General features: G+C 71.2%; 15 protein-coding genes. 8 read left to right on the plus strand and 7 right to left on the minus strand.

Going from position 1 to position 15126, the window contains the following annotated elements:
- Positions 1 to 83: 83 nt before the first annotated feature.
- Positions 84 to 302 (minus strand): hypothetical protein, encoded by a 219-nt coding sequence (locus tag CLT68_RS30405; RefSeq protein ID WP_099856110.1) that lies wholly within the window; start codon positions 300 to 302, stop codon positions 84 to 86.
- Positions 303 to 558: 256 nt separating this feature from the next.
- Between CLT68_RS30405 and CLT68_RS30410 the strand changes: the two genes are divergently transcribed.
- Positions 559 to 1059 (plus strand): hypothetical protein, encoded by a 501-nt coding sequence (locus tag CLT68_RS30410; RefSeq protein WP_099856112.1) that lies wholly within the window; start codon positions 559 to 561, stop codon positions 1057 to 1059.
- Positions 1060 to 1084: 25 nt separating this feature from the next.
- Here the strand turns inward: CLT68_RS30410 and CLT68_RS30415 are convergent, their stop codons facing one another.
- The gene (locus CLT68_RS30415; RefSeq protein WP_486482470.1) at positions 1085 to 2419 is read right to left on the minus strand and encodes an NYN domain-containing protein; all 1335 of its coding nucleotides are present in this window, start codon (positions 2417 to 2419) and stop codon (positions 1085 to 1087) included.
- Positions 2420 to 2723: 304 nt separating this feature from the next.
- Between CLT68_RS30415 and CLT68_RS30420 the strand changes: the two genes are divergently transcribed.
- The 5 genes from CLT68_RS30420 to CLT68_RS30440 all read left to right on the plus strand — a co-directional run bounded on the left by CLT68_RS30420 (position 2724) and on the right by CLT68_RS30440 (position 8229).
- Positions 2724 to 4478, plus strand: a complete 1755-nt coding sequence (locus tag CLT68_RS30420) for a DEDD exonuclease domain-containing protein (protein ID WP_099856116.1) — start codon at positions 2724 to 2726, stop codon at positions 4476 to 4478.
- Positions 4479 to 4606: 128 nt separating this feature from the next.
- The gene (locus CLT68_RS30425; protein WP_099857815.1) at positions 4607 to 6400 is read left to right on the plus strand and encodes an HD domain-containing protein; all 1794 of its coding nucleotides are present in this window, start codon (positions 4607 to 4609) and stop codon (positions 6398 to 6400) included.
- Between the two features lie 53 nt (positions 6401 to 6453).
- Positions 6454 to 6996, plus strand: coding sequence for an NUDIX hydrolase (locus CLT68_RS30430; protein WP_088949447.1), 543 nt, complete (start codon positions 6454 to 6456; stop codon positions 6994 to 6996).
- A complete protein-coding gene (locus tag CLT68_RS30435) occupies positions 6993 to 7862 on the plus strand; it encodes a sugar phosphate nucleotidyltransferase (RefSeq protein ID WP_099856118.1) in 870 nt (289 codons plus the stop codon). Before CLT68_RS30430 ends, CLT68_RS30435 begins: the two co-directional genes overlap by 4 nt.
- A 79-nt stretch (positions 7863 to 7941) precedes the next feature.
- The gene (locus CLT68_RS30440; RefSeq protein WP_088949449.1) at positions 7942 to 8229 is read left to right on the plus strand and encodes an Lrp/AsnC family transcriptional regulator; all 288 of its coding nucleotides are present in this window, start codon (positions 7942 to 7944) and stop codon (positions 8227 to 8229) included.
- A 59-nt stretch (positions 8230 to 8288) separates the two neighbouring features.
- On the opposite strand, the gene CLT68_RS30445 is transcribed toward CLT68_RS30440, so the two are convergent.
- The 5 genes from CLT68_RS30445 to ctaE form a co-directional block, all read right to left on the minus strand.
- A complete protein-coding gene (locus tag CLT68_RS30445; RefSeq protein WP_099856120.1) occupies positions 8289 to 8978 on the minus strand; it encodes a DUF4142 domain-containing protein in 690 nt (229 codons plus the stop codon).
- Between the two features lie 192 nt (positions 8979 to 9170).
- Positions 9171 to 10802: a cytochrome bc1 complex cytochrome b subunit gene (gene qcrB / locus CLT68_RS30450; RefSeq protein ID WP_099856122.1), complete on the minus strand. Its 1632-nt coding sequence runs from the start codon at positions 10800 to 10802 to the stop codon at positions 9171 to 9173.
- On the minus strand, positions 10799 to 11887 hold the full coding sequence (gene qcrA, locus CLT68_RS30455) for a cytochrome bc1 complex Rieske iron-sulfur subunit (protein WP_099856124.1): 1089 nt from the start codon (positions 11885 to 11887) through the stop codon (positions 10799 to 10801). Before qcrA ends, qcrB begins: the two co-directional genes overlap by 4 nt.
- Before the next feature lie 64 nt (positions 11888 to 11951).
- A complete protein-coding gene (qcrC, locus tag CLT68_RS30460) occupies positions 11952 to 12788 on the minus strand; it encodes a cytochrome bc1 complex diheme cytochrome c subunit (protein ID WP_099856126.1) in 837 nt (278 codons plus the stop codon).
- Between the two features lie 70 nt (positions 12789 to 12858).
- Complete coding sequence (ctaE, locus tag CLT68_RS30465; RefSeq protein WP_099856128.1) at positions 12859 to 13458, minus strand: aa3-type cytochrome oxidase subunit III; 600 nt, start codon at positions 13456 to 13458, stop codon at positions 12859 to 12861.
- Between the two features lie 108 nt (positions 13459 to 13566).
- Here ctaE and CLT68_RS30470 point away from each other — a divergent pair, with 108 nt between their 5' ends.
- The gene (locus tag CLT68_RS30470; RefSeq protein WP_371409485.1) at positions 13567 to 14487 is read left to right on the plus strand and encodes a cytochrome c oxidase assembly protein; all 921 of its coding nucleotides are present in this window, start codon (positions 13567 to 13569) and stop codon (positions 14485 to 14487) included.
- A 187-nt stretch (positions 14488 to 14674) separates the two neighbouring features.
- The gene (locus CLT68_RS30475; RefSeq protein ID WP_088949455.1) at positions 14675 to 15070 is read left to right on the plus strand and encodes a hypothetical protein; all 396 of its coding nucleotides are present in this window, start codon (positions 14675 to 14677) and stop codon (positions 15068 to 15070) included.
- The last annotated feature ends 56 nt before the right edge of the window (positions 15071 to 15126 follow it).

Genomic DNA, 15126 nt, shown 5'->3' on the forward strand with positions numbered 1-15126 from the left:
CCCCGCTCATCGCGCCGCTCCTCCCGCCGTGACCGCTCATCCTATGGCCCGCGGAAAGCGCGCTCCCGGGCGCGGTCTCGCGCTCAGGCGACCCGGCGGGTGGCGCGGCGGTGAGCGATCCCGGGCCGTGCGGGCGCGGCCAGCACCTCCACGTCGAAGCCGGCTCGGGCGAGCACCTCGATGGCCTCGACCTCGGCGGCGACCAGCCCGGCCGCCGGGGACGTTTCGTCGAACAGGGCGGTCAGCGGGCAGCCGGAACAGCCGTCGGCCCGCTTCGCGCACCCGTCGCAGTCGATGAGCATCACGCCTCCTGATCGGCTCGCGGCGCAGGGCCGGCGCCCTGTCGTCGCCGACCGAGCACCGTCGGTCACATCGACGCTAACCACCGGGTACGACAGAAACCAGTTCCGACCGACCGTTTGGGGTGAGATCGACTCCAGCTCCGCGAAACCGGGCCATCCCGACCCGCCGGAACACCCGACATCAGGAAACTCCGTGTCGATCGCCCGACAGGAGGGACATCGTTTGGCCGACCGGCCACTCGGGCACAGGACGGTGGTGACCAGCCTCGATGCCTCGTCCGTGGTGGAATTCCACTACTCGTCGCGCCGACATCGCACCGCCAAGCTCCTCGCTGTGCTGGGCGCCGCTGCCCTCGTCGCCGTGTACGCGGCGCTGTTCGATGAGCCGTGGTGGCAGGTGCTGCTGCGGTTCGGCACGATCGGCGTCGGCGTCGCGTTGACCACCGCCTGGCAGCTGCGCCGTCAGCCTCGGCTGCCGCTGCGGTTGACCGACGAAGCGCTGGAACTGACCGGACCGCACGGCAGCAATCTCCGCATCGACTGGGCCAACGTGGCGCGCGCTCAGGTCCGTGGCCGCCTGGAACCGCGACTGGTGGTCACGCCACTCGATCCGCAGCAGACCCGGCCGCCGATGCGGCCCGGCCAGTGGTCGACCCTCGGACGCGGCCCGTACGAGTTGGTCGCCCGGCTCGCCTGGATGACGCCCGGCCCCGACGTGCTGCGCCGTGAGCTGGCCCGGCGGCTACCGACCACCTGACCGACGTCGCGACGACATGCAGCTCTCAGGAGCGGGCGAGCCGCCGCAGCAGCGAGTCGGCGCCCAGCGGGTAGGCGCCGTGCCGGCGTACCCCGTCGGCGACCTCGCGGTCGGAGGAGACCACCACCACGGGGCGACCCGCCGGCTCGGCACGGACCAGCCGCCGGATCAGCTCGTCGGCGGTCTCGCCCTTGCGGGAGAAGAGCACCCGGACGCCGCGCGGCGCGGGTGGCAACCCGTGCATCCGCTCGGCGCCGTCGAAGACGACGGTGATCTCGTCGCCGGTCTGCGCGGCGATCCCGCCGAGCCCGGTGATGAGACGTTTGCGCTGCTGCTCCAGGGACATGTCACCGAAGCCGCGCTTGGTGACGTTGTAGCCGTCCACCACGAGGTGCGCCCGGGGCAGGGCGAGAAGCTGGTCGAGCCGGGCCGGGTCGTCGGTGTCGCGGGCGCGTGCGGCGGGGCTGGCCGGGGCGGTGCCCGGTTGCTCGGCGAACGCGTCGGCCACGAAGTCGGCGGGGAGTTTGTCCACCGGGTCGAGGGCCAGCTCCCGGCGCAGGCCGACGGCGGCCTGACCGATGGTCTCCAGCAGCAGCCAGAGCCGGGCGTCGTCGACCGAGCGGGCCTCCTTGGCGCTCGCGCGGGCCACTCCGGCGGCGGCCTCCGCCTCGGCCAGCCGGGCCCGGGCGCGGCGCAGCTCGGCGTCCACGTCGGCGCTGGCCCGCGCGGCCCGGCCGCGTTCGGTGGCCAGCAGTTCGGTGGCCTTGCGCTCGCGAGCCTGGGTCTCCCGCAGGGTACGGGCGACCTGCCGGGACTCCTCGCGGAGCTGACCCAGCTCCTCACGGACGCGGGCCAGCTCGTCGCGCAGCTTCTCCGCCTCGACCCGGGCCACCGCCCGGTCGTGCTCGGCGCGGGTGGCCCGTTGCTCGGCCTCCCGGACCAGCTCGGCGACGACAGCGCTGTCCGCCTCGGCGCGAACGGCGGCGCCGCTGGCGTCGATCAGCTCCCGCCAGCCGCGCGGCCTGGCCAGGTAGGCCAGCGCGGCGACCTCGACCGGGTCGGCGGCGGCGGGCGCGGTGCCCTCGACGACGGCGGCCCCGAGGTCACCCGCGTCGGCCAGGACGCGGGCGGTGACCCGCTGCCGGAACAGCGGGTCGGCGGTGAGCTGGGCGGCGATGACCGGCGCGCCGAGCCGGGCCCGCCGGTTGGGGGCGAACTTGGCCACCCGGCGCAACGGCACCGGCACCTCGTCGGCGGGCAGCGTGGGCAGGACGGCGGCGGTCAGCGTGACGATCCGCTGCCGGACCGGCTCGGGCAGGGTCGGCTCCGGCTCCGGCAGGGCCGGCTCCGGCTCGGACACGGCCGACTCCGACTCGGCCGACTCCGGCTCGGTGCCCTGGCCGTCGCCTGCCACCGTGGGGTCGGATGCCCCGGATGTCTCGCTGACTACGTTGTCGTCCGGGTTGCTGACGACCCCGTCGAGCGCGACCAGATCCTCCTGTGGGAGGTGGTCGTCGTGCGGCTCGGCGAGGGGCATGTGGCAAGTCTCCCACCGCGACCGGGCCCACCGCCCGGTGAGTGAGCCGATCTCTCATCCTAGCCCCATGGTGACTGGTGGGACGGCTGCGACGGGAGTGTCGGACCGAGGCGCTAGCGTGCCGCCGATGGCACAGGCGGAGTACGTCCAGGAGTCGCTGGCCGGTCTCGACCCGGCGGCGGGTGGGGTGGACCCGGCGCTGCCGCTCTACGCGACCACCTTCGTGGTGGTCGACCTGGAGACGACCGGCGGCGCGCCGGACGGCGGCGGCATCACCGAGATCGGCGCGGTCAAGGTGCGCGGTGGTGAGCAGTTGGGTGTGCTCGCCACCCTGGTCAACCCGGGGCAGCCGATCCCGCCCTTCATCACCGTGCTCACCGGCATCACCCAGGCGATGCTGCTGCCTGCGCCGCCGATCGAGCAGGTGCTGCCGAGCTTCCTGGAGTTCATCGCCGACGCGGTGCTGGTGGCCCACAACGCCCCGTACGACGTGGGCTTCCTCAAGGCCGCCTGCGCGAAGCACGGCTACCGCTGGCCCAATCCCCGCGTGCTGGACACGGCGGCGCTCGCCCGTCGGGTGCTGACCCGCGACGAGGTGCCCAACCGCAAGCTCGGCACCCTGGCCGCCTATTTCCGCACCACCACCCAGCCCACCCACCGGGCGCTCGACGACGCGAAGGCGACAGTCGACGTGCTGCACGGGCTGATCGGTCGGCTCGGCGGGCACCGGGTGGACACGGTCGGCGACGCCATCGAGTTCGCCCGGGCGGTCACGCCGACCCAGCGCCGCAAACGGCACCTGGCCGAGGGGCTGCCCAAGGCCCCCGGGGTCTACATCTTCCGGGCCGCCGACAACCGCCCGCTCTACGTGGGCACCTCCGTCGACATCGCCACCCGGGTGCGCAGCTACTTCACCGCCGGGGAGAAGCGCGCCCGGATCTCCGAGATGTTGGCGGCGGCCGAGCGGGTCGAGGCGGTGGAGTGCGCCCACTCGCTGGAGGCGGAGGTCCGCGAGCTGCGGTTGATCGCCGCGCACGCCCCGCCGTACAACCGACGGTCGAAATACCCGGAGCGCATGCTCTGGCTCAAGCTGACCGACGGTCCGTACCCTCGGCTGTCGATCGTGCGCGACCTCTCCCCCACCGACACCGCGTATCTCGGGCCGTTCACCTCCCGGCGGGCCGCGGAGCTGGCCGCCGCCGGTTTCCACGACGCGGTGCCGCTGCGTCAGTGCACGCACCGACTCTCGCTGCGCACCATCACGCCGGCCTGCGCGCTGGCCGAGCTGGGTCGCTGCCCGGCACCCTGCGAGCACAAGATCACCCCCGAGGAGTACGACCACCAGGCCGCCGCGCCCTTCCGCACCGCCACCGCCAGCGACCCGCAGCCGGTGGTGGACGCGCTGCTCGCCCGAATCGACGTGCTCTCCCGGGACCAGCGCTACGAGGAGGCGGCGGTAATGCGGTCCCGGCTGGCCGCGGTGCTGCGGGCCACAGTGCGGATGCAGCGGCTGGCCGCGCTGACCGGCATCGTCGAGCTGGCCGCGGCACGGCCGGCCGCCCGGGGCGGCTGGGAGTTGGCGCTGGTGCGGCACGGCCGACTGGCCGGTGCGGGGGTGTCCCCGCCGGGTGTGCACCCACGGCCCACCCTGACCACCATCCGGGCGACCGCCGAGACGGTCTCGGGCGGGCACGGCCCGGTGCCTGCGGCCACCGCCGAGGAGTCCGAGCGGATTCTGTCCTGGTTGGAACGACCGGAGACCCGGCTGGTGGAGATGTCCTCCGGTTGGTCCTCCCCGGCCGGTGGTGCGGGGCGGTTCCGTGACCTGCTGGCGAAGGCCGAGAACGGCGCGTCCCATCAACTCTCGACCGAACGCTCATGACCAACTGACCGATCGGACTACGTCGACTCGCTTAGGCTGTTAGAGAAGTGCAGTCCTGCCCGATTCGTGGGCCTGCTCCCCGCCGCCGGGTTTCGGCGATGCGGAGCCGGGGTGAGGAGGTGTCCCTCGTGGACGTCGACGCCGGACACGGCGCCGCCCTGGGGGGCGCCCTGCCGACACAGCCGGGTGAGCTGCCGCTCGCCCGCCGGCTGCGGTCGTTGCTCAGTTGGCCGACCACCGACTCCGACCCGGTCACCCAGCTGGTGCGCACCCACCGGGGCATCCACGCCGGCACCGACCCCGCGGTGCTGCGACGGGCGTACACGATCGCGGAGAACATGCACCGCGGGCAGTTCCGCAAGAGCGGGGAACCGTACATCACCCATCCCCTCGCGGTGGCGCAGATCTGCGCCGAGCTGGGGATGGACACCACCACCCTGGTCGCGGCGCTGCTGCACGACACCGTGGAGGACACCCGCTACACCCTCCAGGCGCTCTCCGAGGATTTCGGCGGCGAGGTGGCCCACCTGGTCGACGGGGTGACCAAGTTCGACAAGGCGTTCTACGGCAAGGCCGCCGAGGCCGAGACGATCCGCAAGATGATCGTCGCGGCCGCCAAGGACGTCCGGGTGCTGATCATCAAGCTGGCCGACCGGCTGCACAACATGCGTACCCTCGGGGTGCGCTCGGCCTCCTCCCGGGAGCGGATCGCCCGCAAAACCCAGGAGGTGCTGGTCCCGCTCTGTGACCGGCTGGGCATCCAGACCCTCAAGCGCGAGCTGGACGACGTGGTGCTGCTGCACCTGGAACCCGACGAGCACGCCCGGCTGGCCCGGCACGTGCACGACCGGCCGGGGTGGGACGCGTACCTCGACTCGGTGGTCACCCGGGCCAAGGTGGCGCTCAAGCGCAGCCGGGTCGACGCCGAGGTGAGCCCTCGTCCCCGGCACCTCTACTCGATCTGGAAAGACACAATCGCCGGCGAGCACACCGCCCCGTACGATCTGCCCCGCATCGTGGTGGTGGTCGACGGCCCGGCCACCGACTGTTACGCCGCGCTGGGCGCGATCCACGGCACCTGGCGACCGATCCCCGGCCGTTTCAAGGACTTCATCGCCTCCCCCAAGAACAACCTCTACCGCTCGCTGCACACCAGCGTCTGCGGCCCACAGGACCGCACTGTGGAGGTGCTGATCCGCACGGAGGAGATGCACCGCTCGGCCGAGTACGGCATCGCCGCCGACTTCCGCTTCCCCCGTTCGGGGGCCAGCAGCGCCGGGGCGCGCGCCGAGCAGTTGGACTGGCTGCGCCGGGTGCTCGACTGGGAGCCGGGTGCGGCCGACCCGGCGCAGTTCCTCGAGTCGCTGCGGTGCGACCTCGCCGAGGGCCAGATCCAGGTCTTCGCCGAGGGGCGGCAGATCGTGCTGCCGGCCAGCGCGACGCCCGTCGACCTCGCGTACGAGCTGGGCAACGAGCGGGGCGACCACTGCCTCGCCGCACGGATCAATGGTCGGCTCGCCCCGCTGAGTTCGGAGCTGGACGAGGGCGACGTGGTGGAGATCTTCACCGAGAACGACGGCGACAACGGTTTCGAGGCCGGTGTCGCGCCGCGCGGCCCCCGCCGGGAGTGGCTGAGCTTCGTCAAGTCACCGCACGCGCAGATGCAGATCAACCGGTGGTTCGCCGAGCACACCGAGCCGGGCATCACGATCAGCGACAAGGTCCGGCTCGGGCGGGCCACCATCGGGCTGACCCTGCGTCAGCACAATCGTGGCCTCGCCAGCGACCTGCCACTGCTGCGCCTCTCCGAGGAGCTGGGCTATCCCGACCTGGAGACCCTGCTGGTCGCGGTCTTCGACCGGGTGATCGAACCAGACACCGTCGTACGCCAGCTCATCGACCTGGTCGACCACCGGCAGTGACCGGGCCGGCCCCGGCGCGTCCGAAGGACATTCGTGACCACTAGCCTGGAGTCATGATCCCCCGCTCCCGCGCCACCGGTCGGGCCATCTTCTACCAGGCCTTCTACCGGCTGCCGCTGCCGGTGCGTCGGCGCCTGGTCCGGCTGGCCGTGCCCAAGTACATCGTCGGCGCGGTCACCCTGGTCCGCGACAGCGAGGCGACGGGCGCGGGCCGTCTGCTCATGCTGCGCCAGCCGCCCGGCCGGGGCTGGTCGCTCCCCGCCGGCCTGCTGGACCGTGGCGAGCCCCCGGTGGTGGGAGCGGCCCGCGAGCTTTTCGAGGAGTCCGGCATCCGGCTCCCCCCGTCCCGGTTGCGCCCGGCGGTGCCGAACGCGATCGTGCACGCCAAGGGCTGGGTGGACATGGTCTTCGAGACGGAGGTCCCGGCGTCCACCACCGAGCTGGCGGTCGACGGCGCGGAGGTCTTCGAGGCCGCCTGGCACCCGCTGGACGACCTGCCCAAGCTGAGCTGGGCCACGGCCCGGCTGCTCGCCTACTACGACATCGGGCCGCTGGCCGGGCAGTTCCCGCCACCGGTTCCCGACAACCTGCCATGACCGGCGCGGCTGGCGTGCCGGCGGAGCTGTGCGCGGTGGTGCTCGCCGCCGGCGAGGGCACCCGGCTGCGCCCGCTCACCGAACGGGTCCCCAAGGCGCTCTGCCCGGTGGGCAACGTGCCACTGCTGGACCTCGCGCTGGCCCGGCTGGCAGGGCTCGGCCTGACCGGTGCCGCCCGGGTCGCGGTGAACGCCTGCTACCTCGGTGACCAGGTGGTCGCCCACGTCGGCGAGCGCGCGCACCTGTCCGTCGAGCCGGGTGACCCGCTGGGCACCGCGGGCGGGGTGGCCCGTCTGCAGGACTGGATCGACGGGCGGCCGGTGCTGGTCGGCAACGCCGACGCGTACCTGGCCGATCCGGCGGCTGCGCCCGGCCCGGACGTGGCGGCCATGCTCGACGGGTGGGACGGGCACACCGTACGCCTGCTGGGTCAGCCCGCAGCGGACCCGGCGGCGCCGGGCACCTTCGCCGGGCACTGCTTCACCGGGTTCTCGCTGCTGCCCTGGCGGCTGGTCCGCGACCTGCCGGTCGTCGTCTCCGACCTGGTCCGCGCGGTGTGGCGCCCCGCCGAGGCGGCGGGCGCCCTGGAGGTGGTGCCATTCCCGGGCACGTTCTACGACACCGGCACCCCGGCCGACTACCTGGCGGCCAACCTGCACGCCGCGGCCGGTGGCGTCCTCGTCGACCCGTCGGCCACGGTGACCGGTCGCTGCGTGGAGTCGGTGGTCGGCGCGGGCGCCCGGGTCGGCGGCGACGTCCGCCGGGCAGTGGTCTGGCCGGGCGCGACAGTGCGCGACGGCGAGCGGCTGCACGACGCGATCCGGGTCGGGGACGACCTGACAGTGCCCTGCGCCGCGCACGGCTGAGGCCCGACGGCTCCCGCCTCCAGTTCCCGACCGAAACATCTAGCATGGGCGACGACGCCGACGAACGGAGAGATGTCCCGTGATCACCGCGATCGTGCTGATCGACTGCGCCACCGATGCGATTCCCGAGGTGGCGGAGACCCTGGCCAACCTCCCCGGCGTCAGCGAGGTCTACTCGGTCGCCGGGCACGTCGACCTCATCGCCATCGTCCGGGTCCGCGAGTTCGACCAGATCGCCCAGGTCATCGCGGGCAGCATCTCCAAGGTGCCGGGTGTGCTCAACACCGAGTCGCACATCGCGTTCCGGGCATACTCGCAGACCGACCTGGAAGAAGCGTTCGCGATCGGGCTGGCCAGCGCCGACTGAGCCGCACGCACGGCGGCCGGTCCACCGCGCGGGTGGACCGGCCGTCTGCTGTCGCTACGTCAGCTCTCGCTGGGAGCCGGCGTTTCGGTGGTGCCGCCGCCCGGAACCGGGGACTCGGTGTTGCCACCCGGAGCCGGCGACTCGGTGCCGGTGCCGCCCGGAGCCGGCGACTCAGTGCCGGTGCCGCCCGGGCTGGGCGTACCGCTGGCGCTGGTCTGCGGAACCGGGATGCCCAACTGGTTGGCGAGCTGCACCAGCTCGTCGTAGTGCGCCTGCAACGTCGGCAGAGCCGTCTGCGCCAACTGGACCACCGACTGCTCGGAGCCCTGCGAGATCTCCGTCTGGGTGGCCTGGATGGCCTGGACGTGACCGGCCAGCTCACTGGTCACCCAGAGCCGGTCGAACTCCGCACCGCTGGCGTTGTTCAGCTTGTCGATGACCGCCTGCTGATCGGCGCTGGGCTCGTTCGGCAGTTCCACCCCGAGCTGGGACGCGGTCTGCTGCACCGTCTGGTCCAGCTGGGTGTGGTCGGTCTTCAGCATCGCACCCAGGTCCTTGACCCCCTGGTCCTGACCCTTCTGCTGGGCCAGGTCACCGGCGGTGATCTCGAACAGGTTGACCTGGTGAACCGCCTGCAGGTACTGGGTGTCCTGCGTTGACGGCTGTGCCGCGGCCTGCGCGGCCGCAGCCGGCGCGACACCGACGAGTACAAGCGCGGCCAACAGGCCGAGGCGTTTGATACCCAACATGCTTCCCCCCCTTGAGACGTTGGACCGCACGGATACCCGGCTCACCGGGGTTATTCCTGCGATCGCCCGTCGCGCGGGGTCTACCGGTCCCGTCGTGGCCGTCCGACTCCGCCTCGCCTGGGCGGCGGGTGCGGATACGACGTGGCGCCCGCCGGAATCCGGCGGGCGCCACGTAACGGTGCGATCGGGCGATCAGCGGCGGCTCTCTCCGCTGCCGATCTCCTCGCGCTCGGGCCGGGCCTCGACCGGCGGGTACCCCGGCGAGACCGGCGCCTCGACCGGCTTCTCGATCGGGTAGAAGAAGCCCCGGATGGCCGGCCCGAGGGCGCCCAGCCGGTTCATCTTCTTCGGCACGACCCAGCCGACGTACTCGAGCTCGCCGTGACCGTCCGCGTGCCCGTTCGACGCGCTGAGCGGCTGGTGCACCTCGACGAACCGGCCGTCCGGCATGCGCCGGATGATGCCGGTCTCGACGCCGTGCGCGAGAACCTCCCGGTCGTGCTGCTGCAGACCGAGGCAGAGCCGGTAGGTGATGTAGTACGCGATCGGCGGGAGCACCAGCAGACCGATCCGACCAGCCCAGGTCATCGCGTTCAGGCTGATCTGGAACTTGTCGGCGATCACGTCGTTGGCGCCGGAGAGCGTCAGAACGATGTAGAACGCGACGGCCATGGCGCCGACGGCGGTCCGGGCCGGAACGTCACGGGGCCGCTCGAGCAGGTTGTGGCTGTTGCGGTCCTTCAGGTGCCGGGCTTCCAGGAACGGGTACATCGTCGACAGGCCCACCAGGATGCCGGGCAGCACGACCGTCGGCCAGAACAGCGGCGGGATGACGTACCCGTCGCCGAGCGGGATGTTGATTTCCCAGGCCGGCATGAGTCGGGTCGACCCGTCGAGGAACATGACGTACCAGTCGGGCTGGCTGGCGGCCGAGACCACCCACGCCTCGTACGGGCCGAACAGCCAGATCGGGTTGATCTGGAACAGACCGCCCATCAGCGCGATGACGCCGAAGACGACCATGAAGAAGCCGCCCTGCTTCAGCGCGTACCGCGGGAACATCCGCTCGCCGACCACGTTGTTGTTGGTCCGGCCGGGGCCGGGCCACTGGGTGTGCTTCTGCTTGAAGACCAGGCCCAGGTGGACGCTGATCAGCGCGACCAGCAGACCCGGGATGAGCAGCACGTGGGCGATGAAGAACCGGCTGATGATGATCGTGCCCGGGAACTCGCCGCCGAAGATCGACGAGGTGAGCCAGGAGCCGATCACCGGGATGGACAGCATGATCGCCGAGGCGATCCGCAGGCCGGTGCCGGAGAGGCCGTCGTCCGGGAGCGAGTAGCCGGTGAAGCCGGCCAGGAAGCCGACCCAGAACAGCAGCGAGCCGATGATCCAGTTGGTCTCGCGCGGCTTGCGGAAGGCGCCGGTGAAGAACACCCGCAGCATGTGCACGACGATCGCGGCCATGAACAGCAGCGCTGCCCAGTGGTGCATCTGCCGCATCACCAGACCGCCGCGGACGTCGAACGAGATGTCCAGGCTGGAGGCGTACGCGGCGGACATCGGCGTGCCCTGCAACGGCGCGTAGCTGCCGTCGTAGACCACCTCGGTCATCGCCGGCTCGAAGAAGAAGGTGAGGAACACACCGGTCAGCAGCAGCACGACGAACGAGAACAGCGCGATCTCGCCGAGCAGGAAGGACCAGTGGTCCGGGAAGACCTTGTTCAGCAGTTTGCGCAGCGGGGTGGCCACCGCGAAGCGGTCGTCCACTCCCACCGCGGCCTTACCCGGCGTCGCCGCAAGGTCAAGCTTTCGACGCTTCATGGCCGCTCCCAGAAGTCAGGCCCGACGGTCTCGGTGTAGTCGGACTTCGCCACGAAGAACCCCTCGGAGTCCAGCTCGATCGGCAGCTGCGGCAGCCGCCGGCTGGCCGGGCCGAAGATGGGCTTGGCGTTGTCGGTGATCAGGAACTGGGACTGGTGGCACGGGCAGAGCAGCCGGTTGGTCTGCTGCTCGTAGAGGCTGGCAGGGCAGCCGGCGTGCGTGCAGATCTTGGAGAACGCGACGTAGTTGCCCCACATGTAGTCGCCGTGGCCGATCTTCTCGTTGGCCTGACGCGAAGCCAGCGCGTCGGAGTCGCGGAGGTGGATCAGCAGCGTCGGCGAGTCGGCGTGTCGGTTGCTCACGCCGTGCTCGATGCCGGGGAAGACGGTCAGCTGCCCACCGCTGCTGATGTCCGCCGGGCGGACCGGCCGGCCGTCCTCGCGGACGAGGCGGATCCGCTCGCTGCCCTTGGCTGCGGCGAACCCGGTGGTGAACATCTGGTTGTTCTTGTGGGGATCGGAGATCAGACCGCCGACCAGCGGTGCGGCGGCGACCGCGGCGACCGGCGCGAGACCGGCCAGCAGCGAGATGCCGAGTAGGGGGCGACGCTTCACGCCCAGCTCGTCCGCCATGTAGAGCATGGTCTGGCCGGTGATGATGCGACCTTCGGAGTCCACCTGGCCCTCGTGCCGGTCCTGGATCGAGACCTCCTTGGGCAGCAACTTCTTGCCCCAGGTCAGGATGCCGAAGCCGACGGCGAGCAGTGCGATGCCGAGGGTGAAACCGAGCAGCGGGGTGTAGAACTTGTCGCCGCCCCGACCCGGCTCGTACTGCCACGGCCACGCGATGTAGATGACCATGAAGGCGGTCGCGGCAAGACCGGTGAGCAGGAAGAAGCCGGCGACCACCCGGGTCAGCCGACGCTCCGCCTTGGTGCCGGGCAGCACCTGCGGCTCGTAGTGGACGATCTCGATGTCGTCCCGACGCGCGCCCTCACGAACGATGTCGAACCGGGTCAGCTTGGGGTCGTTGACGTCGAGCGGCTCCCGGCCCTGGGGGGTCGGGTGCTCGGTGGGGGTGCTCATGCCGTCACCTCGCTACGGGTGGCGCCGAGCGGCACCACTGCGCTGATGGGGAGTATCCGCTCGGTCACGACTTGCCCGCAATCCACAGGCTGGCGAAGACGAGCGCCACGATGCCGACCAGGAAGATCGCCAGGCCTTCGGTGGAGGGGCCGTACCGTCCGAGGTTGAAGCCGCCCGGGTCCTGGTCGTGCTTCAGCGTCTCCTGGATGTAGGCGATGATGTCGGCCTTCTGCTCCGGCCGAAGCTGGTTGTCGCCGAACACCGGCATGTTCTGCGGGCCGCTCAGCATCGCCGCGTAGATCTGGCGGTCGGTCGCGGGGCGCAGGCTCGGGGCGAACTTGCCCGAGGAGAGCGCGCCGCCGCCACCACCGAACGCGTGGCACTGCGAGCAGTTGATCCGGAACAGCTCACCGCCGGACGCGATGTTGCCGTCCTCGCCGAGGTCGTCTCCCTCGGGCACGACCGGGCCGCCGCCCAACTCCTGGATGTACTGGGCCAGCTGACGGGTCTGCTCGTCGGTGAAGAGTGGGGGCTTGCGGTGGGCCTGGGCCTCCTGGCGGGCCATCGGCATCCGCCCGGAGCTGACCTGGAACTCGACCGAGGCCGCGCCGACGCCGATCAGGCTCGGCCCGCGGCCCTCGACACCCTGGGCGTTGCGACCGTGGCAGGTCACACAGCTCACGTCGAACAGCGCCTTGCCCTCGGCGGCGGCGCCGGTCAGCTGCGGGTTGTCCTGCGCCTGGGCACCCGGGGCGAAGACGGTGTAGGCGCCGCCGGCGAGCATCAGCGCGGCGATCAGCCGGACCGCGGCGCCCAGCCGGCGGCGGCCCCTGCTGCGCGCGGCGGGCCGCTCGCGCAACCGCGCGAGCAGACCGCGTCGGCGGTCGTTGTCAGAAGTCATGAGCGGTGTCCTTAACCGGTTGGACCTGTCTCAGGGGACGGAGCAGCAGCGCGGAATGTGACGCGCAAGATCACTGAAGCCAGTAGATCATGGCGTACAGCCCGATCCACACGACGTCGACGAAGTGCCAGTAGTACGACACGACGATCGCCGAGGTCGCCTGCGCCGGGGTGAACCGGCCCATGGTCGTACGGACCATGAAGATGATGAAGGCGATCAGACCGCCGGTCACGTGCAGGCCGTGGAAGCCGGTGGTCAGGTAGAACACCGACCCGTAACCGTCTTCGTTGATCTTGATGCCGTCGGCGACCAGGTGCCGGTACTCGTTCAGCTGGCCGAGCACGAAGATCAGGCCCATCACGAAGGTGATGGTGAACCAGCGCCGAAGCGCGTGCACGTCACCCTTCTCCGCCGCGAAGACGCCCAGCTGGCACGTCACGGAGGACAGCACCAGGATCACCGTGAAGGTGGTCGCGTACGGGATGTTCAGCGCTTCGGTGTGCTTCTCCCACTGCTCCGGCGCAGCCGCGCGGATGGAGAAGTACATCGCGAACAACGCCGCGAAGAACATGAGTTCGCTGGAGAGCCACACGATCGTCCCGACGCTGACCATGTTCGGTCGGGTCAGAGAGTGGATCCGGCTCTTGTCAATGGCTGGGGCCGCAGTCACGCCGTCATTATTGCCCCTGACCGGGGGCGGCGATCAGCGGGGTGGCAAACCTGCGCCTTCCGTGGCCCCACCGTCAGGGTCCGGTTCGCCTGGCCTAGCCTGAAAAGCGTGCTGCACGTCGATCCGATCCTCGCCGCCACCTCGGCCCCGCCGCCGTTCACCGTCGGCACGGTGCTGACCGAGACCCGGCTGGACAGCTGGCTGGCCCTCGGCCTGGTGCTCGCCGCAGGCCTGTACCTCTACGGGGTGTACCGGCTGCGCCTGCGGGGCGACCGCTGGCCGATCGCCCGTACCGTGTTCTTCATCGGCCCCGGCCTGGGCGGCATCGCGCTGGTCACGGTCAGCGGACTGCACGCGTACGACACCGCGCTGCTGTCCGTGCACATGATCCAGCACATGGTGCTGTCCATGGTGGCGCCGATCTTCCTGGCGCTGGGCGCGCCGATGACCCTGGCCCTGCGCACCCTGCCGGTCGGGCCGCGCAAGCGCCTGCTGGCGATCGTGCACAGCCGTGTCGCCCGGGTCTACAGCTTCCCGCTGGTGGCGTTCGCCATCTTCGTGGTCAACCCGTTCGTGCTGTACTTCAGTGATCTGTACCGCTTCACCCTCGAACACGCCTGGGCGCACGAGCTGGTGCACGCGCACTTCATCATGACCGGCTGCGTGTTCTTCTGGCCGCTGCTCGGGCTCGACCCGCTGCCCGGCCGCTGGCCGTACCCGGCGCGCGCGCTGCTGATGCTGCTCTCCGTGCCGTTCCACACCGTGCTCGGCCTCACCATCATGCAGAGCACCACGCTCTTCGGCGGGGACTGGTACCCGTCGCTCAACCTCGCCTGGTCGGACCCCTGGGACGACCAGGTGGTCGCCGGCGGCATCCTCTGGGCGGGTGGTGAGTTCGTCAGTGTGACCATGCTCGCGGTGCTCGTCGTCCAGTGGGTCAAGCAGTCCGAACGCGAGGCCCGACGGGTCGACCGCGAGCTGGACCGCCAGGAGGCCCGCGAGCGCGCCGCCGACGCCGCGGCCACCTGAGCTGCCCGGACGGTACGCCCCGACGATCGGTGGCGGGCGGGATGTCGGCTACGTCACCCCGACCGGTACGATCGGCGGGCAGCTACGAGGTGGGAGTCAGTGCCGCAATGAGTGAGCGCAGCGAACGAATCATCAAGCGCAGTGCGATGGTGCCTCGTGACGGCACGGAGCGAAGCGGAGTGCCGGCATGAGCGATCGTCTTTGCACCGTCCTGCTCTACAGCGACGACCCGAAGGTCCGTGATCGGATGCGGATGGCCGTCGGCACCCGGCCCGCGCCCGGTCTGCAGATCGAGTTCGTCGACGCGTCGACCTACGCGGAGACCATCCGACTGGTCGACGACTACGAGATCGACCTTCTGGTGCTCGACGGTGAGGCGAGCCCGGGTGGAGGCATCGGCATCGCCCGGCAGATCAAGGACGACCGGGACGACGCTCCCCCGACCTGCCTGGTGATCGCCCGCGCCGCCGACCGATGGCTGGCCGCGTACGCCGAGGTCGACGCGACGCTGGTGCACCCGCTCGACCCGGTGACCACCGGCGGCACGGTGGCCGAGCTGCTGCGGACGCACGCACCCGCCTGACGTCCCACGCTCCTCCGGCACCGCCACGGCGCCGGACACTCGGCGCTGGTTCCAGC

This window comes from Micromonospora sp. CNZ299, from assembly GCF_002754415.1.

Bases quoted from the DNA above. Each gene is read 5' to 3' on its own strand.
- CLT68_RS30420 (WP_099856116.1), top strand. From the start codon at position 2,724: ATGGCACAGGCGGAGTACGTCCAGGAGTCGCTGGCCGGTCTCGACCCG.
- CLT68_RS30430 (WP_088949447.1), top strand. From the start codon at position 6,454: ATGATCCCCCGCTCCCGCGCCACCGGTCGGGCCATCTTCTACCAGGCC.
- qcrA (WP_099856124.1), bottom strand. From the start codon at position 11,887: ATGAGCACCCCCACCGAGCACCCGACCCCCCAGGGCCGGGAGCCGCTC.
- CLT68_RS30435 (WP_099856118.1), top strand. From the start codon at position 6,993: ATGACCGGCGCGGCTGGCGTGCCGGCGGAGCTGTGCGCGGTGGTGCTC.
- CLT68_RS30445 (WP_099856120.1), bottom strand. From the start codon at position 8,978: ATGTTGGGTATCAAACGCCTCGGCCTGTTGGCCGCGCTTGTACTCGTC.
- qcrB (WP_099856122.1), bottom strand. From the start codon at position 10,802: ATGAAGCGTCGAAAGCTTGACCTTGCGGCGACGCCGGGTAAGGCCGCG.
- CLT68_RS30475 (WP_088949455.1), top strand. From the start codon at position 14,675: ATGAGCGATCGTCTTTGCACCGTCCTGCTCTACAGCGACGACCCGAAG.
- CLT68_RS30405 (WP_099856110.1), bottom strand. From the start codon at position 302: ATGCTCATCGACTGCGACGGGTGCGCGAAGCGGGCCGACGGCTGTTCC.
- qcrC (WP_099856126.1), bottom strand. From the start codon at position 12,788: ATGACTTCTGACAACGACCGCCGACGCGGTCTGCTCGCGCGGTTGCGC.